The sequence below is a fragment of the Bacteroides graminisolvens genome (assembly GCF_963666085.1).
Lineage (GTDB): Bacteria > Bacteroidota > Bacteroidia > Bacteroidales > Bacteroidaceae > Bacteroides > Bacteroides graminisolvens.
The window spans coordinates 628,100-653,947 of record NZ_OY762556.1; the positions used below are offsets into that span (position 1 = coordinate 628,100).

General features: G+C 42.2%; 23 protein-coding genes and 2 tRNA genes. 9 read left to right on the forward strand and 16 right to left on the reverse strand.

Annotated elements, in window-relative coordinates; all coding sequences use genetic code 11:
• Positions 1-24: 24 nt before the first annotated feature.
• The 5 genes from ACKPCE_RS02590 to ACKPCE_RS02610 all read right to left on the reverse strand — a co-directional run bounded on the left by ACKPCE_RS02590 (position 25) and on the right by ACKPCE_RS02610 (position 7,930).
• Positions 25-2,775 (reverse strand): TonB-dependent receptor, encoded by a 2,751-nt coding sequence (locus ACKPCE_RS02590; protein ID WP_319504090.1) that lies wholly within the window; start codon positions 2,773-2,775, stop codon positions 25-27.
• Between the two features lie 44 nt (positions 2,776-2,819).
• On the reverse strand, positions 2,820-4,169 hold the full coding sequence (locus ACKPCE_RS02595; protein ID WP_319504091.1) for a metallophosphoesterase family protein: 1,350 nt from the start codon (positions 4,167-4,169) through the stop codon (positions 2,820-2,822).
• Positions 4,170-4,334: 165 nt separating this feature from the next.
• A complete protein-coding gene (locus tag ACKPCE_RS02600) occupies positions 4,335-4,883 on the reverse strand; it encodes a hypothetical protein (protein WP_319504092.1) in 549 nt (182 codons plus the stop codon).
• 104 nt (positions 4,884-4,987) lie between these two features.
• Positions 4,988-5,572, reverse strand: coding sequence for a Crp/Fnr family transcriptional regulator (locus ACKPCE_RS02605; RefSeq protein ID WP_319504093.1), 585 nt, complete (start codon positions 5,570-5,572; stop codon positions 4,988-4,990).
• 12 nt (positions 5,573-5,584) lie between these two features.
• Positions 5,585-7,930, reverse strand: coding sequence for a glycosyl hydrolase 115 family protein (locus tag ACKPCE_RS02610; protein ID WP_319504094.1), 2,346 nt, complete (start codon positions 7,928-7,930; stop codon positions 5,585-5,587).
• Between the two features lie 102 nt (positions 7,931-8,032).
• Here ACKPCE_RS02610 and ACKPCE_RS02615 point away from each other — a divergent pair, with 102 nt between their 5' ends.
• Entirely contained in the window at positions 8,033-9,427 is a 1,395-nt protein-coding gene (locus tag ACKPCE_RS02615; RefSeq protein WP_319504095.1) for a DUF5723 family protein, read from the forward strand.
• A 380-nt stretch (positions 9,428-9,807) separates the two neighbouring features.
• On the opposite strand, the gene ACKPCE_RS02620 is transcribed toward ACKPCE_RS02615, so the two are convergent.
• The 4 genes from ACKPCE_RS02620 to ACKPCE_RS02635 are packed head-to-tail and all read right to left on the reverse strand — an operon-like array spanning position 9,808 to position 13,565.
• Positions 9,808-10,809 carry an NADP-dependent oxidoreductase gene (locus ACKPCE_RS02620; RefSeq protein ID WP_319504096.1) on the reverse strand — a complete coding sequence of 334 codons (1,002 nt, stop codon included), beginning with the start codon at positions 10,807-10,809 and terminating at the stop codon, positions 9,808-9,810.
• A gap of 30 nt (positions 10,810-10,839) precedes the next feature.
• A complete protein-coding gene (locus ACKPCE_RS02625) occupies positions 10,840-11,604 on the reverse strand; it encodes an SDR family oxidoreductase (RefSeq protein WP_319504097.1) in 765 nt (254 codons plus the stop codon).
• Between the two features lie 52 nt (positions 11,605-11,656).
• Positions 11,657-12,391, reverse strand: coding sequence for an SDR family oxidoreductase (locus tag ACKPCE_RS02630; RefSeq protein ID WP_319504098.1), 735 nt, complete (start codon positions 12,389-12,391; stop codon positions 11,657-11,659).
• A gap of 43 nt (positions 12,392-12,434) precedes the next feature.
• Positions 12,435-13,565, reverse strand: a complete 1,131-nt coding sequence (locus ACKPCE_RS02635; protein ID WP_319504099.1) for an alkene reductase — start codon at positions 13,563-13,565, stop codon at positions 12,435-12,437.
• 86 nt (positions 13,566-13,651) lie between these two features.
• Here ACKPCE_RS02635 and ACKPCE_RS02640 point away from each other — a divergent pair, with 86 nt between their 5' ends.
• Entirely contained in the window at positions 13,652-14,062 is a 411-nt protein-coding gene (locus ACKPCE_RS02640) for a winged helix-turn-helix transcriptional regulator (RefSeq protein ID WP_319504100.1), read from the forward strand.
• Positions 14,063-14,115: 53 nt separating this feature from the next.
• Positions 14,116-14,295, forward strand: a complete 180-nt coding sequence (locus tag ACKPCE_RS02645; RefSeq protein WP_319504101.1) for a hypothetical protein — start codon at positions 14,116-14,118, stop codon at positions 14,293-14,295.
• A 208-nt stretch (positions 14,296-14,503) separates the two neighbouring features.
• Here the strand turns inward: ACKPCE_RS02645 and ACKPCE_RS02650 are convergent.
• The 7 genes from ACKPCE_RS02650 to prmC all read right to left on the reverse strand — a co-directional run bounded on the left by ACKPCE_RS02650 (position 14,504) and on the right by prmC (position 18,766).
• Positions 14,504-14,587: transfer RNA gene (locus ACKPCE_RS02650), tRNA-Leu, on the reverse strand.
• 17 nt (positions 14,588-14,604) lie between these two features.
• Positions 14,605-14,680, reverse strand: a tRNA-Gly gene (locus tag ACKPCE_RS02655).
• Positions 14,681-14,804: 124 nt separating this feature from the next.
• Positions 14,805-16,151 carry an argininosuccinate lyase gene (gene argH / locus ACKPCE_RS02660; RefSeq protein ID WP_319504102.1) on the reverse strand — a complete coding sequence of 449 codons (1,347 nt, stop codon included), beginning with the start codon at positions 16,149-16,151 and terminating at the stop codon, positions 14,805-14,807.
• A gap of 40 nt (positions 16,152-16,191) precedes the next feature.
• Positions 16,192-16,602, reverse strand: a complete 411-nt coding sequence (locus ACKPCE_RS02665; RefSeq protein WP_319504103.1) for an SRPBCC family protein — start codon at positions 16,600-16,602, stop codon at positions 16,192-16,194.
• 112 nt (positions 16,603-16,714) lie between these two features.
• Positions 16,715-17,350, reverse strand: a complete 636-nt coding sequence (gene pyrE, locus ACKPCE_RS02670) for an orotate phosphoribosyltransferase (protein WP_027317727.1) — start codon at positions 17,348-17,350, stop codon at positions 16,715-16,717.
• 94 nt (positions 17,351-17,444) lie between these two features.
• A complete protein-coding gene (locus ACKPCE_RS02675; RefSeq protein ID WP_276962713.1) occupies positions 17,445-17,921 on the reverse strand; it encodes a regulatory protein RecX in 477 nt (158 codons plus the stop codon).
• On the reverse strand, positions 17,918-18,766 hold the full coding sequence (prmC, locus tag ACKPCE_RS02680) for a peptide chain release factor N(5)-glutamine methyltransferase (protein ID WP_319504104.1): 849 nt from the start codon (positions 18,764-18,766) through the stop codon (positions 17,918-17,920). Before prmC ends, ACKPCE_RS02675 begins: the two co-directional genes overlap by 4 nt.
• A 54-nt stretch (positions 18,767-18,820) precedes the next feature.
• Here prmC and ribD point away from each other — a divergent pair, with 54 nt between their 5' ends.
• The 6 genes from ribD to ACKPCE_RS02710 all read left to right on the forward strand — a co-directional run bounded on the left by ribD (position 18,821) and on the right by ACKPCE_RS02710 (position 25,831).
• Positions 18,821-19,885, forward strand: a complete 1,065-nt coding sequence (gene ribD / locus ACKPCE_RS02685) for a bifunctional diaminohydroxyphosphoribosylaminopyrimidine deaminase/5-amino-6-(5-phosphoribosylamino)uracil reductase RibD (RefSeq protein ID WP_319504105.1) — start codon at positions 18,821-18,823, stop codon at positions 19,883-19,885.
• Between the two features lie 114 nt (positions 19,886-19,999).
• Complete coding sequence (locus ACKPCE_RS02690) at positions 20,000-21,283, forward strand: BamI family beta-barrel-assembly machinery protein (RefSeq protein WP_319504106.1); 1,284 nt, start codon at positions 20,000-20,002, stop codon at positions 21,281-21,283.
• 50 nt (positions 21,284-21,333) lie between these two features.
• Entirely contained in the window at positions 21,334-22,068 is a 735-nt protein-coding gene (locus ACKPCE_RS02695; protein WP_024995280.1) for an isoprenyl transferase, read from the forward strand.
• Between the two features lie 32 nt (positions 22,069-22,100).
• Positions 22,101-24,716 carry an outer membrane protein assembly factor BamA gene (gene bamA, locus ACKPCE_RS02700; protein WP_319504107.1) on the forward strand — a complete coding sequence of 872 codons (2,616 nt, stop codon included), beginning with the start codon at positions 22,101-22,103 and terminating at the stop codon, positions 24,714-24,716.
• 30 nt (positions 24,717-24,746) lie between these two features.
• Complete coding sequence (locus ACKPCE_RS02705) at positions 24,747-25,262, forward strand: OmpH/Skp family outer membrane protein (RefSeq protein WP_024995281.1); 516 nt, start codon at positions 24,747-24,749, stop codon at positions 25,260-25,262.
• Between the two features lie 53 nt (positions 25,263-25,315).
• A complete protein-coding gene (locus ACKPCE_RS02710) occupies positions 25,316-25,831 on the forward strand; it encodes an OmpH/Skp family outer membrane protein (RefSeq protein WP_319504108.1) in 516 nt (171 codons plus the stop codon).
• Positions 25,832-25,848: the final 17 nt, after the last annotated feature.

The following is a 25,848-nucleotide window of genomic DNA, read 5'->3' on the forward strand; positions in this document are numbered from 1 at the left end:
ATAGAAAATAATGAAACAGTAAATTTAAAAACCTATTTTAGCGGTTAGTCCTATAACACTGCGACTACCTCCCACAAAGGTTGGTAACCCAATAGCATCGCCACTGTTACCTGCATCAATGATGTATTTCTTATCGAATACGTTCTTCCCAAAAGAACCTATTTCATAGTAAAAGTTACGAGCCGAGACACGAATACCAGCAGTAAAATTAGCCAAGCCGTATCCGGGCTGACTTAAATCCTCCCGATTACTATCCTCAAAATAGACTTGTGATTTATACGAATAAGACGGACGGAAATAAACATTTGCCCGCTTACTTACAGGCACATCCACATCAATACCCGCTGAGAAAGTATGTTTGGGAGTCAAGCGAAAACGGTTTCCGGCGTATTCTTGTGGATTTCCATTTTCATCTTCAGCATTGAACTTACCATCGATGTATGAATAGTTACCAAACAAACTAAAACTTCGTACGGGGCTATACCTTAAACCGGCCTCAGCACCAAAGGTATGAGCCTTACCCGCATCATCAGCCAAGTATTGTGGAGCCAAACGACCCTCTACCTGCTGCAAAGTTGTTGTTTGAAAATGCGTCCAGTCATAATAATAAGCACTCAAGTCATACGAAAGCTTACCGTTACCCACAATTCCCTTCATTCCCACTTCATAACTATAAATAATTTCGGGTTTCAAACGGGTCACCTCACCCGGTAAGACAATAACCACTCCGGGGCGTCTTCCTCGTGAGACACTGGCATAGATATTATTTTTCTTGAATAAATAGTTCAATGCTACACGCCCCACCCACGAATAATAATTCTCAGAAGCCGTGATTTTTCCATCGGAAACAGCATTGAGCAGGTTGGCCGATCCATTCATCATCAAACCGAAGATACTGGGTTGCAGAGAAGCATCGGAACAATAACCTCCTACCTGATGCTCATAGGTAGCCCGGAAACCGGCAGTAAGCGACAGCCCCTTCAACAATCGATAGGTTCCGTCAACAAAAATCTCTGCTGCTTGATTCGTTCCATAGTTCTTTGACGTTTCTTCGTGACTACTGTTAATGGGTTGTCCCGAAAGTTGGTCAACTTGCGTTGCAAGCGAAGAAATGGTAGCAGCGGGTACTCCTAAAGCCGCAAGACCCTGTTCAAGCGTGACAGAAGTACCCAGCATGCCACTCATTACCGCCTCGAGTGTTTTTCTGATTTGAGGAAGGTTGGTAACGTATTGAGGTTGACCGTTTACAACAGCAGCCTGTTCGGGAAACAATGCATTTAAAATAGACGTACTTGCAGCATCGGGCAAACCCATCGTTTTAAATTGAGAGGCAAACTGACTCTTCAACAAAGGAGAGATATAAGCGGGGTAAAGACTTTGTTCATTGATACGCATGGGGACTTCCTGTGTAGAGTTCTCATAAAAGTAACTAATACCTCCAAAGCCCGAAAAACGTCCTTTGCTATCGTAATTCAGCCGAAACTCCTGACTAAACTGAGTACCTTTCGCTTTCTCGGAAATCCAGAGAATGGGCGCAGGAGTTCCATCGGCATCAAACGATTCATCCGAATCAAACGCCCTGAAACCGGTAATGGAAGATAATTTCCAATTTGCATTCAGCTCATGATCCAGTAAAAAGGCAGCACCGCCCACATGACGTTTAATGTATAACCCTTCGCCCTGCTCCAAGTCGGCAGCCGAATTAGGATCCGTATCTCCTCCCGCGGGGGCATACGTCTTGCTTTTAAACGAGGTTCCCGGATAATCATCATATTGGTAATCAAAAACCAAATCGGCTGTAGTCTTGTCGCCCAGCCAGTAACGAGTAGAGTTGCGTAGCGCAATAGTACTTTTTCCGTTGAGTCTGCCTCCCGAAAGATTTTTAATAAACCCATCGCGTGCATTGTATGAGAAAGCAAAACGATTGGCCAGCTTGCCTTCTGCAAAGGGCGTATTGATATAACCCGAAGCTAATTTTTGATTGTAACTGCCGTAACCTACTGACAATTCACCACTCAACACATTAGTCGGTTTGTTACGGATAACATGCACAGCCCCAATTTCCGCTCCTCGTCCGAAAAGTGTTCCCTGCGGACCTTTTACCACCTCTACCCGTTCCAAGTCAAAGAGTTCAACGACCGAGGCTCTCGATCTCGAGATAGAAACCCCATCCTGAAAGACCGAGATACGAGGTTGTGAACGAGAATCACCGTCATCCGAAGTCACCCCACGAATGACATACCCCGGGTTGTTGGGACTTTGTAGTTGAATCTGCAAACCGGGAATGTATTGTGCCATTTCGTCAAACTGTTGTACATTCAATTTCTTAAGATTGCCACCCGATAAAGCACTCACCGACACAGGCACCTCAATACTGCTCTGATTACGTTTTTGAGTGCTAACCACAACCTCACCCAACATGTGCACATCTTCTTGCAACACAATATTCAAATGATCAGCGGCAAGGACCTCCTGATTCTTGTAACCCAGATAAGAAAGAATCAGCACCGTTTTTTCAGCAGGCACATTCAGCTGGAAAGTACCGTCGGCACGGGTGGCAGTGCCCGTGCCGGTACCTTTCACAGCAATGCTAACCCCCGGAAGAGGTTCACCTTTATCATTAACCACTTTGCCTTTAACCTTTTGATCGGCAGGCATGGTTTCTACTACAGTTGACCAATAGGGCGCCGCTGCTACCTGTGGTACAGAAGTACACAGGAGCAGCGTTCCCCAAAAAGAAACAGCCAATAATTTTTGCGTGTTAAAGTTCATCATTTGCATGTAAGATAAGAGAATTTATGTTTGAGAGAATTTTATAGCTACTCTGCTATGCGCAACCTGAAACGTAATGTAAACTCGTTGTCGGTAGGAAACACATCGTTACGCATTACCGTGGTGGCAATTCGGAATATTGTAGCACAACGTGCCGAATACTTTCGCAGCGCATCTGCAATTTCTTCTATTTCCTTCCGGTCGTTCTCAGCCAGTTTTTCATCTCCGCGGCAATTGGCGATAAGTGCTTCACCGGCACAACGTGCAGCAGTTTGCTTCAACGAATCGGGTACAGAAGCTGGGAAAGCAGATTCCACATAAGAAGCCACACCATTCCTAAGAACCTCTTTGGCATGTTCTGTAAACGAAATACCGTTAAGCACATGAGGTATATCTTCAATAAACTTACTGCTGATTTCCATTTCCTGATCTGTGATGGAAACAATGCGATAAGGCGAAGGATAAGTAACGGCCGAACCTGTTTCCACATCATATATTGTAGCCTTTCCGGATTTGTGACAAGCAATATCTTGCGCATGTGAATGTCCGGTAAACACCACTTCAAGTCCCATCTTTGCCAACCGTGCGGCAACCGACTTCCAGTCATCAACCAAGTATCCCTTCATCACTCTGTTTTGATACTTCCAGTGACTGACCACTCCGTGGTGCATCATGCCGATAATCCGCTTGCCCTCCCGACGAGCATCTGCAACCTGCTGTGCAATAAACTTCATCGTTTGAGGTTTTATTCGTCCATCGTGCCGACAGATGCTCTTCTCAAAATCATTTTCTTCGTATTTGCAGGCATCAATAGCCAGTATACGTAAGTTACTGCCCGCAGGTTCAAATACATAAGAAAGAGAATGTTCATCGCGCGCCAACGCTGTTCCATAACCGTAATCGGCATACAAAGCTGCAAACTCACCGGCCGAAACGGTTGGTACCCGTTCTGTGGTATCACCTTTGAAAGATACCGCATGCGGATTATTCACATCATGATTACCGGGAATTACCAGCGGCTGTATGCCTGCATGCTGCAACTTCACAAGGCAACTGTCAATCAGGAAACGGTGCGAGGCCATTTCCCCATCCTTGGTTAAATCGCCCGTGATAAGAACAACCTGTGGGTGTTCGGCAATAAGCCGTTCAGTAAATACACGAAGAATTGCTACTGACTCACGCAACATCTTCCGGTCATGAGTAATATAACTTTCAAACGCCTTACCGTCTTGCAACAACAAAGCCGGGTCCATAACATGCACATCAGAAATAACAGCCATTCTGAACGCTTCGTTATTCTGTGTATTAGCAAGTGTTTGCGCCACCATTCCACCAGTAGGTAAGAGTAGCAAAGAACCAACACTCATTGTTTTCATAAGCCTTATAATACCTCTCATTACTTTATTTTTTTTATAAAGCAAAGAAGCGGGTAATGAAATACAACTCCGTTACATACACGTTAACATTATGCAACAAGAAATGCGGCAAACAAAAAAGACATTCAAAAGCTTACATAAAGAACTGTTCTTATTACAAATGCTTTACGCATTGAAGAAAAATAGTTAAAATCGGTATCCCAAGCGTATAACCGGAGATAAATCAACATTAGGGATGTGGTAAGTTTCACCGTTACTGAAATCAACACTTTTACTTTTGCGGTAATAAACATGCATGGCCGGTTGCGCATAAAGATGTTTCCCTAAGAAAAACTGGTACCCCACACCACCGCCAAAGTCCGTACTATAAAGACTCTGCTTCTCTTTGGTGTCTCGTTGTTCAATATCAAAGGTATGGAACTCTGTATAAGTATATACTTCCAGATTCTTCCAAACATAATACCCCAGGAAAATGCCCGGAGATGTTTTGTAATACCTCCTAAATTTATCTGCAGAATTATTTAATCCGGCATTCTCAGCGTTGTAAGAACCACCATTAATAACACTGACCCGTATACGAAAATTATTATAACGGTAGCCCACTGCCCCATGGAAACCTCCGGTTATAAACATCGGGAATAAACTCTCTACTTCGAAGTGTGACTTTTCTTGTGCACTAACACCGCTGATCCAAACACACAGAAGCAAGACTGCACTCATAAACTTTGTTTTCATAATAAATCTGTTTTTGATTTTTATGCTGCAAAGTTGGCACAGATAGCTCATACTTCATACACACATTTGTTACCAAATGATTTGTGTCCGAGAAACAGTTCAAATTAATCTTTCGTGAACAGCGTTTTGCGAATGCGACTCAATGATTTAGGGGCAATGCCCAAGTAATTGGCAATGTGGTATAATGGTACGCGTTGTAGTATTTCGGGATACGTGTGAAGCAACTTAATATACCGTTCGGTAGCCGAGAGAGTTTGCAAATCAATACTCAGTTGTACCAACCTGATGTAGGCTTGTTCCATCAATATACGGCCCAGCCTCTCCAACCGGGGAAAGGAAACATACAAGTTCTGCAAGTCAGCATGGTTTATAACCAATAGTTCAGCATCCTCCATTGCTTTGATATTGAGGTGCGAAGGTATAACATTCAACCTGCTCAGGTTATTGGTAACCCACTCACCTTCAAAAGCAAAGTCGGTAGTCACCTCATCGCCATTGTCGAGTGTTTTATAGTATGTCAGTACGCCTTTATTCACAAATGCAATGCTGGTACAAACCTCACCTTCCTTTAAAAACAACCCATTCTTCACCAACGGCACTACCTTGATGTGTTCACTCAACGAGAATAATTCCTCCGGCGAGAAATGGAGGAACTTTTCCAAATGCTCATTCAAACGAGTATGTTCCATTTCTTAATTCTCTTAGTGAATAACAATTTCTTGCACAAACACCCCTTCATCAACGGCAGTGACGGTCAGCTTGCACTCTCGTTTCTTGTTATGAAGAGGTAACTTTACCATACGAGTGGCATAATTAGACAACACATTCCGTTTCCACTCTTCACTACGTCCCTCGGTGTGGAAGTCAAGCTCAATGGGCTGTTCGTTGTCCAACTGCAAGCGATAGCGAACAACATTTCCGTTCGTGGGATGAACCGGTAACGTACGTATTTCCACCACTAATGAGTCGGCATTGGCCGTTTCAACCAAACAACTGATGTCCTTACCGGGCAACAACTCAGTACCGATGCACAAATCACTTTGAAAAACCAACTTCCCATTGGTGTGGGCAGTTAGCGGAGCATCAACGTATTCCTCTTTCACAGGAGCAAAAACAGGCAAGTTACGCGGTTGCCAACTCATAATGCCCTCCCACTTACCATCTTTCAAAGCATTGTATTTCTCCGTCAATGTCACAATGCGGTTAAACGCCTCCAGCGGTTTGTCCCACTTAGCCAGACGATGGCGCGCCAACTGTGCACCCAGCATCTTTTCATTCATGGCAGCCATAGCCGACAACGGATATTTCACCAACTGAAACCAAGCATCCAGTCTGGATTGAGGAACCCGCTTTTCCAATCGGTTCATGGCATCAATCATCTCCCGGCATTGTGAAAGCCTTTCCGTGATTTCCTTTTCATTCATCGGAACATCACTCACCACTTTATATTTCGGGTCTTTCTCCTCCGTTCTGGTCCCGCCAAGAAATTCGGGACGAAGTTTGAACGAAAGATCATAATATGTTTCCCATAGCGGTAAGAGCTCCTTGCCTTCCATGCCCAACTGCTCTTCATACCAACGCGCCATGTAGGCACCGAGTTTGTCCTTCCCAAACCTACTGCCCTCCCAAGCCATATCAACAAACAAAGAGATGAGGTACTCGGCCGGTTTTATATCACCTACATTCAGCACCCATACCTTATCTACACCGTGGCGATAAGCACGCTGCATCTCAGCATGAATCAATTCGGGGGGAGTAGTAGCCAGCCACAAATAATCGTGCGGTCGGCCCCAGTAACTGGCATGGTAATACATACCGTGACCACCCTTGCGGGTTCTCTCCTGCTCGGTTGGGAAATAGCGGATGTATCCATAATTGTCGTCGCACCAGATGAGAGTCACATCATCCGGAACCTGTAAGCCCGAGTGATAGCAATCCAGCACCTCTTTGTAAGGGATGAACTGCTGCGGAACCTTATCGACTTGCGCATTAACATGCCTAGCGAGCAGATCACGTTGCACCTTCAACACATCCGTGAGCACCTTCACCTGTTCGGGTATGGTTTTAGCACCCTCCATAGCACTGTCGTGCACACCGCGCATGCCCAACGTATATAGACAATCCGACCCCGATAACTCTTTCACCCGTTCCTCCCAGAAATGAACGACCTGCTTTGCATTCGTCACAAAATTATAATCACCCAGTCCGGCTTTTCTCCATTCACCATTGGTATTACGCATCATGGGTTCGCAATGCGAAGTACTAATCAAGATACCATATTTATCGGCCATCTCTCTATTGCCTTTGATCAGATAAAAAGGCACCGTGCATTCGTGCATAGCCGGCCAAAAGATATTAGCACGCAAACGAAGCAATAATTCAAAGATACGCTCGTGCGTATAAGGGCCTATCTCACCGTTTCGCGGAGTAGAATCCTCACCGTTTCGTTTTCTCATCTTAGGTTCGTAGTTATTGCTGCTCCACGGATTCAGACCCCAATCTTCGTCATTGATAAAGATTCCCCGATAAGCCACCGAAGGAACTTCCAACCTTTCAAAGTCGGCCTCAAGCTGAAACACCTCCCTCGGTGTCGGTTCACAATCAGCCCACCACTGCCACGGAGAAACTCCCATCATACGCACAAGAGTCATCAGCCCGTAGGCCGTTCCGCGTTTATCGCTACCCAACACAGCCAACCGGTATGTATTCCCCACGCCCAAAACCTTCAGCAGAAACCCCTCGTGCTTTCCTTGCAAACGATCCAAACAGATGCCTTGTTCGGCAGCCCAAGCTGCAATTTCAGGATTGTCGATCGTTCCCACCACAATCCGCGCCTTTTTCAATGATTCCGTTCGAGGCGATGCCGTCAGCACTTTTACGTAATCTTGTCTGAACAAATTCAAGGCCGTTTGCACAACCAAGGCTTCGTTCTTATGGCAATAAAAGGTGACTGCTTCATTTTTCGTGAGCAGAAATGCTTTAGCATCCTTCGCTTGCATCGCCGTGGCAAGGAAAAGTAAGTAGATGAAAATAAAAACCTGTTTCATGTGTTTCTGGTATATCTGATTGAAAGCAAAAGTAATTGTTTAGGGCGGGATATTCAAATTTTATCATATATTTGCATTTAGTAAACTTAATAGAATGAAGCTATGATTACTAACAAACAGCTCCCATCTATCAAACGAATGAGTGCGATACTGATGTTCCTGCCTCTATGCCTCTCAGGCTATTCGCAGTTTTTGCGAACTTCTTATTTTATGGAAGGTGTTACCTATCGACTTCAACTCAATCCGGCTTTAACTCCCACTCGTGGATACTTCAATTTCCCGGTTGCAGGAGCCATCAATGCGGCTGCATCTTCTAATTCGCTGGGTTACAATGACATGGTAGATGTCATTGATAATTCGGACGATAACTTTTACTCCGATGAAAAATTCAGGAGTCGCTTGTCGGATCAGAACCGGATAAACGTAACGGCCCATACCGATGTTTTGTCTTTCGGATGGTATAAGGGCAAGAATTTCTGGTCTGTCAATGTAGGTGCACGGATGGACTTAGGGGCGGAGGTTCCCAAAAGTATGTTCGATTTCCTGCGTGACATGGATCAGCAAGATGCCGTTGACTATCAAAACATGGACTACCTGATAAAGCATGAAAATCTTGAAATTAACTCTTATACCGAGCTGGGACTGGGTTATGCCCGCCCCATTAACGAACGCTTAACCGTGGGAGGAAAATTCAAAATTCTGCTTGGCGCAGGCAATCTGAAGCTGCGGGTAAATGAAATTCAGGTCCGGTCGGACATTAACGGTGATCCCGATGTACCCGACAGTTGGTTAAACAGCACCGCTTCCATTCGTGTTGATGCCAACCTTGAAAGTTCATTCAAAGGAATGAAGTTACGTGAAAACGAAGAGGGAAATATTGATGAGTTCGACTTTAACGGCTTCGGCATTGCCGGTTACGGAGCGGCTATTGATATGGGCGTATCTTATCGATTGCTTCCTAAGCTCACGCTTTCGGCTTCCGTACTCGATTTGGGATTTATTTCTTGGACAAAAGGGAGTACCAATTATGCCCGTTCTGAGACTAACAGAACGTACTATTACACTAATTATCATGAGTTTGAAGACATCGTGCAATCAGGCGATGTGCTTAATTATGACTTATTGGGACTTAAGATTGACGACTCTCAAAGCAAGTCGCGCACCACCTCTCTGCACTCAACGTTGGTATTTGGCGCAGAGTATAGTCTGCTGAACAATTGGTTGGTTTTGGGCGCTCTTTCAACAACACGAATGGTGAAACCGAAAACCCAAAGTGAGCTAACACTGTCGGCCAATATTCGTCCTCGAAACTGGTTTAACCTGGCCGCTAGCTATTCCATTATCCAGAGTGCCGGCAAATCATTTGGTTTAGCGATGAAGCTAGGCCCTTTGTTTGTGGGAACAGACTACATGTTTTTAGGATCAGACACCAAAAGTGTGAATGCATTTTTAGGGATTTCGTTTCCGCTAGGCAAGAAAAAAGCCTCAGGAACTTAGCTTTCGCTACATAAAATGTATAAAATAAAGTATCACCAAGTATCACCAACCTTATAAAAACCTGATAATCAAACTATTGTGTGTGACACTTGGCTAAAAAAAAGCCTCACCAAGTATCACCAAGTGTCACCAACTTTTTTTGCATCTATTTTTTTACAATTACATTTCAAAAAAGAGAAGTAATAAAAATACAAAATAGACACTTGTGTACATTTAATTTAATGGCGTACAAAACCTTTGCACACCCGGGTGTACAGAGCCTATACATGGGGGTGTACACGATTTGTACATCCGGGTGTACGCCACTTATAGACCCGGGTGTACGCAAACATCGTTCACCTAGAAATTAAAATACATACAGCACGTTATTAGTATAGATATTATTTAACTTCTACTACCACCTTTCCTTTAGCGTGTCCTTTTTCCAAGTATGCTAAAGCTTCGTTAGTTTGCTCAAAAAGATAAACTCTATCAAGAATAATATTAATAGTGCCCGACTCTATCAATTTAGCGATTTCTTCAAGTTGACCACCATTGGCTCTCATAAAGAGAAACTCATAACAAACACCTCTTTTTTGGGCTTTTTTACGAATATTGAAACTGATTAATGACAAGATGGAACGAACAAACCATGAGGCTCCGATCTTTTTCCCGAAATCAGGCGTAGGTGGCCCTGATATTGAGATTACCTTTCCTCCTGTTTTTAGTATATTTAGTGATTTCTCAAGCGTTCTGGCATCTTGACTATTAATAACTAAATCATAATCTTTCAGAACAGACTCAAAGTCCTGATTTTTATAATCAATCAGAACATCTGCTCCCAATTTTTTGAGCAATGCAAAACTTCCTGCACTCGCTGTAGTTGCGACTGTAGCACCCAAATATTTTGCTAGCTGAATGGCCATAATCCCAACGCCACCAGACCCTGCCTGAACAAAGACTTTCTGACCTTTTTCGACTTTTCCTAACTCGACTAATGCTTGCCAAGCAGTAAGAGCGACAAGAGGCACTGAAGCAGCCTCACTCATCGTGAGGTTTTTCGGTTTGAGCGCAAGGTCTTTTTCATTTACAGCCAGATATTCGGCAAAAGCGCCAATATGCATATCAGAGGGACGGGCGTAAACTTCGTCTCCCACGTTAAAACGTGTAACCATAGAACCTTTTTTTACAACAACCCCGGCTAAGTCATGTCCCAGTATCAACGGCATCTTATATGGTAAAATCAATTTAAATTCACCGGATTTGATCTTAGAGTCTAGCAGGTTCAATCCAACAGAGTGTATTTCAACCAATACTTCATCATCTTTAATTGATGGTTCCAAAACACTGGTCAGGTGAAGTTTTTCATCCTTACCATACTTATTAACGACAAATGCTTTCATCTATTTTAATTTTAAAATAAATACTCTCACTCATTTCACCAAATGATAGTCTTTTGAGGAATTTATCAAACTATAAGCAATTCGGGGGACGATGCGATTCAGTAAGTATATTGTTTGAGCATCTCCTACACGAATTGTGTCTTGATTATTCTTCAACCCTGATATCAATCTTTTAACGAGCTGTTCAGGAGTTATTTTTTTATCCTTTCTATCCGCAACCATATCTGTATCCACCAGGGGAGGTAACAGTTCAAAGACCCGAACATGACTACCAGTGATTTGTAAATGTGTTCTAAGAGATTTTGTATAAAAAGCCAATGCAACCTTAGACGCAGAGTACGTAGCCTCCAGTATGGAGGGGACAATACTCAAGATTGAAGTGGTATTTATAATAGCAGCTTCCTCTCTGGACTTTAACATATCCATAAAAAGATTATTCAACCGTATTACCCCAAAATAGTTAACCTCCATTTCATATATCGCTCCATCTACATGCTTATCATTAGCAATACCTAAATTGAAAGGAGGCACACCTACTCCGGCATTATTATACAGAATATCAATCCCTCCTAGTCTTTTTATCTCCTCATAAAGAGCTTTTGCATCTTCGGCTTTTGATACATCACTTTTGATTGCGATTAATCCCGGATAAGTTTTTTTTGCTGCCTCTAATTTTGATTGGTTACGCCCAGTTATAATAACTTTAGCGCCATGCTCGAGGAGTTGTTTTGCAGCTTCGAGTCCGATACCAGATCCTCCTCCCGTTATTAATATTGTTTTCCCTTTTAAGTCCATAATTGAATGTTTATTTATCATGTATATAAAAACATACAGTAATTACTTCAAATTACTCTCTAGTACGGGCAATATTGGCGAATGCTTTCTCCGTTGCCTCAGCATAAATCTTCGTTTCCCCCACAGGAACATCAAACTTATTTTGTCCAAATGCTATCAGCAATTCCTCTGCTACTTCTGACGCTGGAATACCATTCTCTCCCCCTATTCCAGCGGAAAAATCAGTATTAACCATTGGTGGATAAACTTCATACACCTGCAAATTATTCTGCCCTTCGTAGGTCATTCTTAATGCAACGGTGTAGCTATGTAATGCTGCTTTAGTAGCTCCATACGTAGGAACAAGTTTATGGCTTCCATATACTGCTAAAGACGAAATATTCACCACCGCAGATGACTCTTTTTTCAATAAATGAGGAAGCAATAATTCCGTAAAATGAATAACTGCAATGTAGTTTGTATTCATTTCAACAAGAGCTTTCTGATGCGCATTAGTCGTTTCACTCAGTAAGTAACTAAAAGCGGTTCCGGCATTATTCACAATGACATTTACATCGGGATAATCCGTTTTAAGTTCATTGGCAATACGCAGTCTATCGGCCTCGACAGACAAATCACCTTGAATGCCAACAGCATCTTTCAACTCAATCAACGCTTTTTGAAGACGTTCTTCATTGCGTCCATTAATAATTATTTTATTGCCCATAGCCTGCATTTTTTTAGCAATAGCTAAACCTATTCCGGCACTTCCGCCGCTTATAAAAATGGTATTTCCAGTTGTTTTCATTTGTTCTTTATTTATGAATTAAAATATTAAATCATTATCGATCTTATCTTAAAACATTATTACTATTATTAAGTTCATCCAAAGTAGGATAATCCGTATACCCTTTAGCACCCGGAGTATAGAGTGTTTCCCTATCAAGCTCGTTCAAAGGAGCATCTACCTTAAACCTTTCTACTAAGTCAGGGTTTGCAATAAATGGAGAGCCAAAGGACACCAAATCGGCGTCTCCTTCATTCAAAATTTTAGTAGCATCTTCTTTATTAAATCCTCGGTTGATAATCAGAGTTCCTTTATATATTTTTCGAAAATGCTTGGCGACTTCTTGTATTGCATTCGGATTGTTACTTACATCCGTAAAGGGTTCCAACAGGTGTATGTAGGCCAATCCATAATCATTTAACCTATTTACAATATAATTATACACAGCAATTGTTTCATCATCTATCGAGATCCCCATAAGACCATCAAGCGATGGATTAAGCCGTACACCTACACGGCTAATATCTACAATCGATTTATATTCATCTAAAATATCAAAAAGAATACGAGCACGGTTTTCCACAGAACCTCCATATTCATCAGTACGCTGATTACTATTCTTGCTAAAGAACTGCTGCAACAGGTATCCGTTTGCTCCATGAAGTTCTACACCATCAAATCCGGCATCAAAAGCATTAATTGCTGCCTTTTTAAAGTCAGCAATGGTTTGTTTGATGTCTTCCAATGTCATTTCCTTAGCAGTAACGCTTTCTTTAAATCCATCGGGAGTGAACACTTGTAAATGCGGGTTTAAGGCCGATGGAGCCAAAGGCAAATTACCTCCTAACACGTCAGGATGTGAATAGGCTCCGGTATGCCATAATTGCGCAAAAATCGTACCTCCTTTTTTATGAACAGCATCAGTCGTTAACTTCCAACCAATAATTTGCTCATCAGAATAAATTGCAGGTACGTTTATCACGCCTACAGCTTCAGGACTTATAAAAGTTCCACCTGTTATAATAAGTCCTGCCGTAGCACGCTGGCTATAATAAAGAGCTGTAAGCTCAGTAGCTGCGTGAGCTTGATTGTCAGCCCGACTACGAGTCATAGGAGCCATCACTATACGATTGTTTAACGCCAAGCCATTCAGGCTATATGGCTCAAATATTAATGTACTTTCTTTTGTTTTCATATAATTAATTTGTATTTTTGCTTGCGAAATGCAAGTGCAAAGATAAATAACAACTTGCAAAATACAAGTGAAAAAGAAAGTTTTTTATGGCAAATACAAAAAAAAGATCAGATTGTCCCATTAGTTGCGCTCTTGACATCTGGGGAGATAAGTGGTCTTTACTGATTATTAGAGATCTGATATTCTTTAAAGAGCGTACATATAGCGATTTTTTAAAATCAGAAGAGAAAATAGCAACCAATATTTTGGCTACCAGGTTACAAATGCTGGAGGAGAACGGAATTATCAGCAAATTAGATCACCCTGTAAGTAAGGCAAAAGTGTTGTATAAACTCACGCCAAAAGGCATCGATTTACTACCATTAATGATCGAAATAAATGTGTGGTCTGATAAATACTTAACCATTCCAGCCCAACAAAGAGCTATACTAAAGGAAATAAAAAAAGATAAGGAAGCATATATCAAGATGAAAATCAAAGAATTAAGAGATGTTTAGAACATAAAAGCAGAACGGCGGGCGTCGCATTTGCTATAACCAATAAACGTTGGATGAGTGCATTCAGCGGATGCTTCGACATTTCGCTTTCGCGCATCACATCGTCTGCCCAATCACTAAATGAAGACAATTCGGTCAATGTATTCAAGCACAGCGGAACAATGCTTTCGGGTAAACTGGGAATTCGTTATACTTACCCGAAAGGAATGATACTACCATTCGCCGAACTTTGAATAGATATCAGTAGCATACTCAATGGCAAAGAAAGAACAAACAGATGATATCCGTCCGTGCTCAATTCAAAAGCCTGAGAGACGTTGTTGAGAAATGCAACCTCTTGAATGGTTGGTCTAGTGTGATAGGGTACACTTTTTAATATAGAAATCAATATAGAGATGAAAAAAGTCCTCCGTAAACAGTTAGTTTACAGAGGACTAATCGTACTCGAAGCGGGACTTGAACCCGCACAGCTGCAATAGCCAAAGGATTTTAAGTCCTTCGTGTCTACCATTCCACCATTCGAGCAACAATTCAAAGATCATTGGAGCGAAAGACGGGACTCGAACCCGCGACCCTAACCTTGGCAAGGTTATGCTCTACCAACTGAGCTACTTTCGCGTTTTTTCAACGGGTGCAAAGATAACAGCTTTTACCGTATCTGCCAAACTTTTTTATACCAAAATTAGCAGGCAACAAACATTTATTAAGCAACACCCGTCTATCAGCCTCACTTTCAGAGGGTTTATTCTCCCGTAGCCAACAAAGCTTTCTCGGCCTCAGCCATGGAGCAGAAGTTAAACCCTTCGATGACTTCCTGCATCAGCAAGTTAATGCGATCGTTGCAAAGGTTTCCTATGCTACCCTCGTGTGTGTGGTGCACCTCTTTGCTATGGGTAAACTTACCGGCCTCAATATCCAAGCCGACTTTCTTATATGCATCACGAAAAGGCATTCCTTCGCGCGCCAGGCGGTTCACTTCTTCCACGCTAAAGATAAGCAGGTAACGATCATCATCCAGAATATGCTCGTTGACTTTGATCTCATTCATAATGTAAGTAGTCATTCGCAAACAGTCCTTCAGCTCATCAAAAGCCGGGAGGAAGACTTCCTTAATAATCTGCAAATCGCGGAAATAACCCGATGGCAGGTTATTGGCAATCATCATAATCTGTTGCGGAAGTGATTGTATCTTATTGCATTTGGCTCGCGTAAGTTCAAATACATCGGGATTCTTTTTGTGGGGCATGATGCTGGACCCTGTGGTACATTCGTCGGGCAATTTAACGAAACCAAAGTTTTGGCTGTTAAACAAACAAGCATCGAAAGCCAGTTTCGACAGGGTTCCGGCTATGCTGGCAAGTGCAAATGCCACGTTACGTTCCACCTTTCCGCGTCCCATCTGTGCATATACCACATTGTAATTCATAGAATCAAAACCCAACAGACCGGTGGTCAGGCTACGGTTTAGCGGGAAAGAGGAGCCATAGCCGGCAGCCGAACCTAACGGATTTCGGTTGCACATCTTAAAAACCGCCTGAAGAAACATCATATCGTCCACCAAGCTCTCGGCATAGGCACCAAACCAAAGGCCAAAGGAAGAAGGCATGGCAATCTGAAGGTGGGTGTACCCCGGCATCAGTATATTTTTAAACTTTTCGCTTTGATTGATGAGTACATAAAAGAGTTGCTCAGTGAGTTCGGCTACTTCTTTAAGCTGAGCACGGGTAAAAAGCTTCAGATCAAGCAGAACCTGATCGTTACGAGAGCGTCCGCTATGTATTTTCTTACCTACATCGCCCAAACTCCGGGTCAGCATCAATTCAACCTGCGAATGAACATCTTCAACTCCTTCTTCAATCACAAAATTACCTTGTTCTGCCTGAGCATGTATCTTTCTCAACTCAGCCAACAATTGTTTCAACTCATCTTCAGTGAGCAGGCCGATGCTTTGCAGCATGGTAATGTGTGCCATCGAGCCTAACACATCATGTTTGGCTAGATATAAGTCCATTTCACGGTCACGACCTACGGTGAATCGTTCAATTTCCTTGTTTACCTGAACTGATTTTTCCCAAAGTTTCTGCGCCATAGCTATGTTGATTAGTTGTTAATTACCTGTTGATTTCTTGTTAATACTGTATCATAGCCAACATGTCGGCCATCTTCTCAATGCCTTCTTGCAAAGGCTTTTGAATCATTGCTTTCATAAACGGATTGATATCAACACGGATGGTTAATTTCATTTTGCACCCCTGTTCTGAGTCGGGCACTAACTGAATCCACAAATTAAAAGGTAGTGGCGACTGTGTTGTTTCAAATTTAATACATTTGAACGGCTCGCGTTCTATAACTTGAAGGGTAATCTTACCAACCGGGTCCACGCTAAAGGTAAGCGTATCCGAGTCAAAGCTAATGTCTTTCACTTTGTCTTGAGGAATACGGTCTTTCATCGACTCCAGATTACTTAAATCGGATAACTTGGCATACACGCGTTCCTGACTGAAAGGTATCTGCTTCACGCTGCTTTCGAATTGACTCATTGCTTTTGTTGATTTAGGATGATAAAAAATAATTCAGACACTCTCGCGCCCGAATTACATATTTTATTCTTAAGATATTATTCTTAGTTACGGGAATACTCCCGAAGTTCAATTATTTAGGCTCCCAATGAGAAGGGTCTTTGCGCCATTCTTCAAGCACAGCCACATCGGGTTCGTCAATATACTCCGTACGAAGAGCCGCTTCAATCACTGCTTCATAATTTGTCAAGGTAACCAAAGGAACCTTGGCATCTTTGAATGCTTTAACCGCTACATCAAATCCGTAAGTAAAAGCGGCAATCATTCCTATGACTTCACATCCGTCGCGACGAATTGCTTCAACCGCTTTAAGACTGCTACCTCCTGTTGAAATCAAATCTTCAACAACCACAACCTTCATTCCGGGTCGCAATTCTCCTTCAATCAAATTCTCCAACCCATGATCTTTGGGAGTTGAACGCACATAGACAAAAGGTAAGTTCAGTGCATCAGCAACCAAAGCCCCTTGCGGAATGGCACCGGTTGCCACGCCTGCTATAGCGTCTACCTGCCCAAAACGTTCTAGTATAAGGCGGGTAATTTCAATCTTAACAAAATTACGGAGAGAAGGATAAGAAAGCGTTTTACGGTTATCGCAGTAAAACGGAGATTTCCAACCTGAAGCCCACGTAAAAGGATTGGCGGGCTGTAGTTTAACTGCCTTGATCTTTAGCAATTTCTCTGCAAATAGTCTCTCTAACGTTTTCATAACTAATAGCTACTATAATTATATGGCACAAAAATAAGGAAACTCAATGAGAATGAAAAGAAGAATTCAAATATTTTTGGATAAAATACAGAAATCACTCTAAAAACTCATCATCTTGTTTGCCTAAACACTGGTAAATATCTTTTAAATGGAAGCCTCTGCTCAAAGCAAACCGTATGAGTTTGCCCTGTATTTGATACTCATTACCGCCTTTAATCGTTCTCTTTTTTTCGGCAATAAGATGGCGTAACATCGCTTTATATTCATCCTCATCAATCTGCAACAAATATTTCTGAATAATTTTATCATCTATCTTCTTCATAGACAATGCCCTAGATATTTTCATTTTACCCCACTTGGCAAAGTTTATTTTATCGGCAACAAAAGCGCGGCAGTATCTGTCATCATCCACGTATCTTTCTGACTCTAGTTTTTGCAGTATCCGCCCAATGGCTTGTTCGTCGAGCGACCATTTTCTCAATTTCTCTTCTACTTCGTAACGGCAATGTTCGGCAGAAGAACAATAGAAAGCCACACGGCTCAAGGCTTCACTTTCCGTTATTGTTTTCATATACAGGCTTTAACAAATCTCTTATTGTTAAACATATCTTTTATTAAACGCACACGGCTGTAACCCATATCATTCAACATCTCACAAACCTCTTTACCGTAGGCTTGGTTTACCTCAAAATACAATTTGCCTTCGGAAGAGAGTAGAAAGAATCCGAGTTCTGCTATACAAGAATAGAATAACAGCGGATCATCATCGGGAACAAACAGTGCAGTAGCCGGTTCCCACTCCAGCACATTCGGATCCATTCCTGCTTTCTCGGACTCGGTTATATAAGGTGGATTGCTAACTATCACATCCAGATTAAGCATTTCCTCCAGATTGGCCGGAAATTTGTATTTCAAAATGTTTTGCTTTTCAAAACAAACAGATGCACCTAAGCGCTTGTTGTTCCGGCGGGCAACCTTCAAGGCTTCGGCTGAGATATCACAGGCCCTTACCTCACAATCAGGCAGTTTTTTAGACAATGATATAGCAATGCAGCCGCTCCCGGTACCAATATCAAAAATCAACTTCGCTTTGGGGTTTTCCTTGGCAATGAGTTCAACAAGTTCTTCCGTTTCCGGACGGGGAATCAGTACATGTTGATTGACCTCAAAAGAATGACCGCAGAAGGGAGTATGCCCTACTATATACTGAATTGGTTCGTGATTGATTAATCTGTGAAGAATTGTTTCGAGCTCTTTCTGTTTATTTTCAGATAAATGAATATCTTTGCGAACATAAAAGTCGAGCTCACCGATTTCCAACAGGTCGCAACAGATTATTTTCGTCAGGCTTTTTAATTCGGCAGGCGGGAAATGACTCTCGAGCGTTTTTTTAATATACGGAAGAAGATGATTCATGCTTTAAATTTTTAGTGTGCAAAAGTACTAATTATATTGTTACAAGCCTAAGAGATGACAGAAGAAAAATACATGCGGCGATGCATTCAGTTGGCCAAAAACGGCCATGCCAATGTTTCGCCAAACCCCATGGTAGGAGCAGTAATAGTATGTGATGACAAAATCATAGGTGAAGGCTACCACATACGTTACGGAGAGGCACATGCCGAAGTTAATGCCATTCGATCCGTAAAAGACGAATCACTCCTGAAACGGTCAACCATTTATGTAAGTCTGGAGCCTTGTTCACATTACGGAAAAACACCTCCCTGCGCTGATCTGATCATTTCCAAAGGTATTCCACGAGTTGTTGTGGGCTGCGAAGATCCCTTTGTTGAGGTTGCCGGTCGTGGCATACGCCGCCTAAGAAATGCCGGTTGCGAAGTTATGGTGGGCATGCTCCAAGAAGAATGTAAAAAGCTCATCAAGCCCTTTACCACGTTCAATCTATTGAAACGGCCTTACATCATTCTTAAATGGGCCGAATCTGCCGATGGATTTATTGATTTGAACCGCACGGAAGGAACACCCGCTATCTTATCTACGGAGCTAACTTCCATGCTTGTACATAAAAGAAGAGCAGAAGCAGACGCCATTATGATAGGAACACGTACGGCAAAATTAGACAATCCGTTCCTCACCGTGCGCAATTGGGAAGGCAAACACCCTACACGCGTGGTGTTGGACCGTCACCTCACGTTACCCGATGACTTGCATCTTTTTGACGGAACAGTATCTACGCTGGTCTTCACAGCCAAAGAAAGAAAATCAACTTCCGGTGTAGAATTCATCACGCTGGATTACACAGAAGATATCCTCCCGCAAATTTTAACGGCTTTATACAAAAAGAAAATCGAATCGTTATTTGTCGAAGGAGGCAGCCAACTGCTACAGTCATTCATTGACAGTGGTTTATGGGATGAAATTTATATAGAGAAAAGTCGTAAGCAATTGGGTTCGGGGGTAAAATCTCCGGAAATAGACGAGAGAATAAGCCATTCCGTCGATAAAAAGTTTGGCATACCCATCTGGCATTTCATTCGTAATAGACAACAAACTCAGAAAAAAGATGATTTATAAAGCTTTTAAAAAGAGGGCGATTATCTATAATTTTATATAAAACTTGCCCAAGATGTTCAATATAGAGAAATTTGTTTCTATTTTTGCAATTTGTAAATAAACACCAAGCTCCAAATGAAAATAAAGTTTTTATCAGTAATTCTTTGCTCCTTTGCTACGGCTATTATTGTCAGTTCATGTTTGAGCTCCGACGAAAAGAACATTGAATACAGTTCAGACGACACAATTCACGCATTTGCCATTGATACGATATATGGCGAAAACTACGCTTTTACTATTGACAACGCCAATAATAAGATATATAACGTTGACTCGCTCCCGGTAAGTTCCGATACGATTATTAACAAGGTATTGATTAAAACGTTGACGGTATCCGGTTATGTGACTTCAGCCGACACCCTGTTTAATGTGGCCGACTCTCTGGATCTGTCTAAGACCATGGAGAAGCCACTCGAATTAACCGTTCACTCGGCCGATGGTAAATACACTCGCAAGTATAGCGTGGAAGTACGCAGACACAAGCAAGATCCTGATTCTTTGAATTGGAACAAAATGACTGATTCTTTCTCTGCCGGAGAAATTACCGGAACACAAAAATCAGTTGTACTCAATAATCGCATCTGGACATACGGAAGTTATTCTGTTGCTTTCAGTGCATCTGTGAACGATGGCAAATCGTGGACGAAAAGCGCTGTTACCGGTCTGCCCGCCGATACTAAGATGCATTCTTTAATGGTGTTTGGCAGCAAAATATTTGCAGCAACGCAAAGCGGAAAATTGTTCTACAGTGAAAATGGGACCAGCTGGTCGGAATGGACTGCACTAAGTGGCCATGTGGTTGCACTGACAGCTGCATTCCCCAATAGCTTGGCTGCTGTTGTTGAAGCAAACGGAAAGAATCTATTTGCCATTTCAGACAACGCTCTAACTTCTTGGCAAACAGGCTTAGAAGTTCCGGCAGCGTTCCCGCTTGAAAATATTTCGACCACGGTATTCACCAGCAGAACTCAAATGACAACTGCATTCATTGCTGGAAAATCAACGACTAAAACCACTCCTTGGTTCTCTTTTGACGGATTGGAATGGAGTGATTCCGAAACAACTACATCTTATGCTCTGCCGGCCATGACAAACCCGCACATCATGAGATACAGTAATAAATTCTATGCTTTCGGAGGCGACTTCAGTGCCTTGTATGTATCAGAAGAAGGCATCGTATGGAAACCCGCCGAAACCAAAACGCTCTTGCCTTCTCAATTTAAGGGAAGACAAAACTGCTCCGCAGTTGTAGATGCAAACAATTACATCTGGATTATGTGGAGCAAAGCATCTAGCACAACAGATGAAGTTTGGCGCGGGCGAATTAATAAACTAGGTTTTATAATCAACAATGATTGAATATAACATGCTGCTAAGGCGTGCCTAAGTATACTTAAACAGTTACAGTAATGGACAATAAAGAGCAAATAGATATTAACCGGATACCCGAACATGTGGCTATAATCATGGACGGAAACGGACGATGGGCTAAGCTCCGCAACAAGGAGCGTAGTTACGGCCATCAGGTTGGTGCAGAGACTGTCCATGTCATTACTGAAGAAGCGGCCAGGTTGGGCATTAAATTTCTCACGCTGTACACCTTCTCTACCGAGAACTGGAACAGACCCACAGATGAAATCGCCGCCCTCATGAGCTTGCTCATTGACTCCGTAGAAGAGGAAACTTTCATGAAGAACAACATCAGTTTCCGAATCATCGGTGATATTGAAAAGCTACCGGCCAGCGTGCGGGAGCGCTTACAACAATGCGTTTCACATACGGCCAACAATACGGGTATGTGTCTGGTACTTGCTCTCAGCTACTCTTCGCGCTGGGAACTAACAGATGCCATGAAGAAGATAGCCGCACAGGTGCAAAAAGGGGAATTGAAACCCGAGGACATTGATTGCGACTGCATAAACAGGCACCTAAGTACACACTTCATGCCCGACCCCGATTTACTCATACGTACCGGAGGAGAAATACGTTTAAGCAATTACCTGCTGTGGCAATCTGCCTATTCGGAACTCTATTTTTGCGATACCTTCTGGCCTGATTTCAGGAAGGAAGAATTTCATAAAGCAATTCTCGACTATCAGCAAAGAGAACGCCGCTTCGGAAAAACCAGTGAGCAAATCAGTTAACTTTAGAACAATAACTCAAAATAAATAAGTAAATGCACAATCGTATTTCTGCTATACTCATCGCGTTTGTAGGCTTATGTAGCCTAACAACTTCAGGTTACGCACAAAATGTAAGCACAGACGACTCCTCAAAGCCGGTGATTCTTTATTCGGGTACTCCCAAAAAATATGAAATTGGCGGTATTGAGGTTACCGGTGTAAAAAACTACGAAGATTATGTTCTGATTGGTCTTTCCGGACTATCCGTTGGCCAAACCATTACCGTACCGGGTGATGATATAACAGGGGCTATTAAGCGATATTGGCGGCATGGACTTTTTTCTAACGTGGCCATTACCGCCGAGAAGATAGAGAATAATAAGATATATCTAAAAATATCTTTAACGCAACGTCCGCGTATCTCTGAAATTCACTATTTTGGAGTGAAGAAATCTGAGAAAGAAGACTTGGAAGCCAAGTTAGGCTTGGTGAAGGGTAGTCAGATTACACCTAACTTGGTTGACCGCGCCAAAACGCTCATCAAAAGATACTTCGATGACAAAGGCTTTAAGAATGCCGATGTAATCATTGGGCAACGAGACGATGCTTCGGCCGAGAATCAGGTTATTGTTGATGTTAAAATTGACAAGAAGGAAAAAGTAAAAGTGCATAAAATAACCATCGTGGGTAACGAGGCTCTCAAAACGTCGAAGTTGAAAAGAGTTATGAAGAAGACCAACGAGAAGAATAAACTGCTGAATTTGTTCCGAACTAAGAAGTTTGTAAACGAGAATTATGAGGCCGACAAGCAGTTGATCATTGACAAGTACAACGAATTAGGTTACCGCGATGCACGCATTGTGGAAGATAGCATCAGTCCGTATGATCAAAAAACAGTGAACGTGTTTATGCGTATTGATGAAGGTCAAAAATACTTCTTACGTAACGTTACTTGGGTGGGTAACACTTTGTATCCGTCCGAACAGCTCAACTTCCTGTTGAGAATGAAAAAAGGTGATGTTTATAACCAAAAGTTGCTCAACGAACGTGTTACTACTGATGATGACGCTATTGGTAACTTGTATTACAACAACGGTTATTTATTCTACAACCTTGAACCCGTTGAAGTAAACATTGAAAACGACTCCATCGATTTGGAAATGCGTATTTATGAAGGGCGTCAGGCTACAATCAGCAAAATAAAAATCAATGGTAACGACCGCGTGTATGAAAATGTTGTAAGACGTGAGTTGCGTACTCGTCCGGGACAATTGTTCAGCAAGGAAGACCTGATGCGTTCTATGCGTGAAATTCAGCAAATGGGCCATTTTGACCCTGAAAATATCAAGCCAGACATTCAACCTGATCAGGTAAACGGTACGGTTGACATTGCTTATGACCTCGTATCAAAGGCCAATGACCAGGTAGAATTCTCTGCCGGCTGGGGACAAACGGGTGTCATCGGTAAGCTTAGTTTGAAGTTCACTAACTTCTCATTGCCTAACTTATTGAAACCGGGAGAAAACTACCGTGGTATTTTGCCGCAGGGCGACGGTCAGACACTGACCATCAGCGGACAAACCAATGCTAAGTATTACCAGTCATACAGTGTGTCTTTCTTTGATCCCTGGTTTGGTGGTAAGCGCCCTAATTCATTCTCTGTCTCGGCTTTCTATTCTGTGCAAACAGATATCAGTAGCAGCTATTACAATACCGGCTACATGAACAACTATTACAATAGCCTTTACGGTGGTGGATATGGCAATTACAACTATAACAACTACGAAAACTACCTTGACCCCGACAAATCGATTAAGATGTATGGTCTTTCTGTAGGTTGGGGTAAGCGTTTAAGCTGGCCGGATGACTACTTTACTTTGTCGGCCGAGCTCTCTTACCAACGCTATATCTTGAAAGAGTGGCAGTATTTCCCTGTAACAAACGGTAAATGTAACAACATCAGCCTGAGCCTTACTCTGGCTCGTAACTCTACTGATAATCCTATCTACCCACGTCAGGGTTCTGATTTCTCACTATCTGTACAGGTTACGCCGCCTTACTCTCTGTTTGACGGAGTTGATTACGGTTCATACAATCTGAGCAACCAAGACGATGTAAACAAGATGCATAGATGGGTTGAATACCACAAATGGAAGCTGAAATCAAAAACATATACCGCCTTCACCAGCGGTGCCAAAGCTCCGGTATTGATGACGCGTGCCGAATTCGGTATCTTGGGTCATTTCAACAAACACAAGAAATCTCCTTTCGAAACATTCGATATGGGAGGTGACGGTATGACCGGATATTCAAGCTACGCCACTGAAAGTGTTGCACTTCGTGGTTACGAAAACAGCTCACTGACTCCTTACAGAGGAATGGAAGGATATGCCTACACACGTTTGGGACTGGAATTAAGATACCCGTTAATGCTTGAAACAAGTACCAGCATCTATGCATTAGGATTCCTCGAAGCAGGTAACGCATGGAACGACATCAAAGACTTCAACCCGTTTGAGCTAAAACGTTCTGCCGGTGTGGGTGTACGTATCTTCCTGCCTATGATTGGTATGATGGGTATCGACTGGGCATACGGATTTGATAAGATATTAGGTTCCAAACAATACGGTGGCAGTCAGTTCCACTTTATTTTGGGACAAGAATTCTAACTTATGTATAATCATTTAAAGCTAAACGTCATGAGAAGATCTGTTCTGTTATTTGTTTTGCTGCTCACAACAGCTGTTGCAGCCAATGCACAAAAGTTTGCATTAATTGATATGGAATATATTTTAAAGAATATTCCATCGTATGAGAGAGCCAACGATCAGTTGAATCAGGCTACCACCAAGTGGCAGTCGGAGATTGAAAACTTATCGAAAGAGGCACAGAACATGTATAAAAGTTATCAGGCAGATGCCAAAACATTATCTGAAGCTCAAAAAATAAAAAGAGAGGAAGATATTGTAGCCAAAGAAAAACAGGCATCCGAACTGAAACGCGCATATTTTGGTCCGGAAGGGGAAGCCATCAAACTCAGAGAGAAACTGATTAAGCCCATTCAAGACCAAATCTATGAAGCAGTTAAGCAAGTGGCTGAGTTGAAAGGATATTCTGCTATAGTTGACAGAGCGTCGGCAAATAGCATAATATATGCTAATCCACGTATCGATATCAGCAATGAAGTATTGGCGAAATTAGGATTTTCAAATTAATTTCATACATTTGCATCCAAGAAAAAATAATTATTTAAATAAAGAATAGAATTATGCTTAAAAAAATTGCAATTGCTCTTATGCTTATCTTACCGATGGGTGTAGCTGCTCAAACCTTGAAATTCGGTCACGTTACATCGAATGAAATCATCATGGCTATGCCTGAATTCACAAAAGCTCAGACCGACTTACAGGCTCTTGAGAAAAAATACACGGACGAAATCAAAAGAACCAACGACGAGTTCAACAAAAAGTACCAAGAGTTTCAACAAGCTATGGCGAAAGATTCTTTGCCACAAAATATCGCTGAAAGAAGACAAAAAGAATTGCAGGATATGATGCAAAGAAGCGAGCAATTCCAACAAGAAGCTGCTCAGAACATGCAAAAAGCGCAAACAGAACTAATGGCTCCTATCAGCAAGAAGGTAGAAGATGCAATCAAGGCTGTGGGTGAAGCTGAAAACATGGTTTACATCTTTGATTTGGCCAGAACTTCTATTCCTTTCGTTAATGAAAAACTTAGCGTAAATGTAACACCGCTGGTTAAAGCAAAACTGGGGTTGAAATAATAACAATATTGTTAACG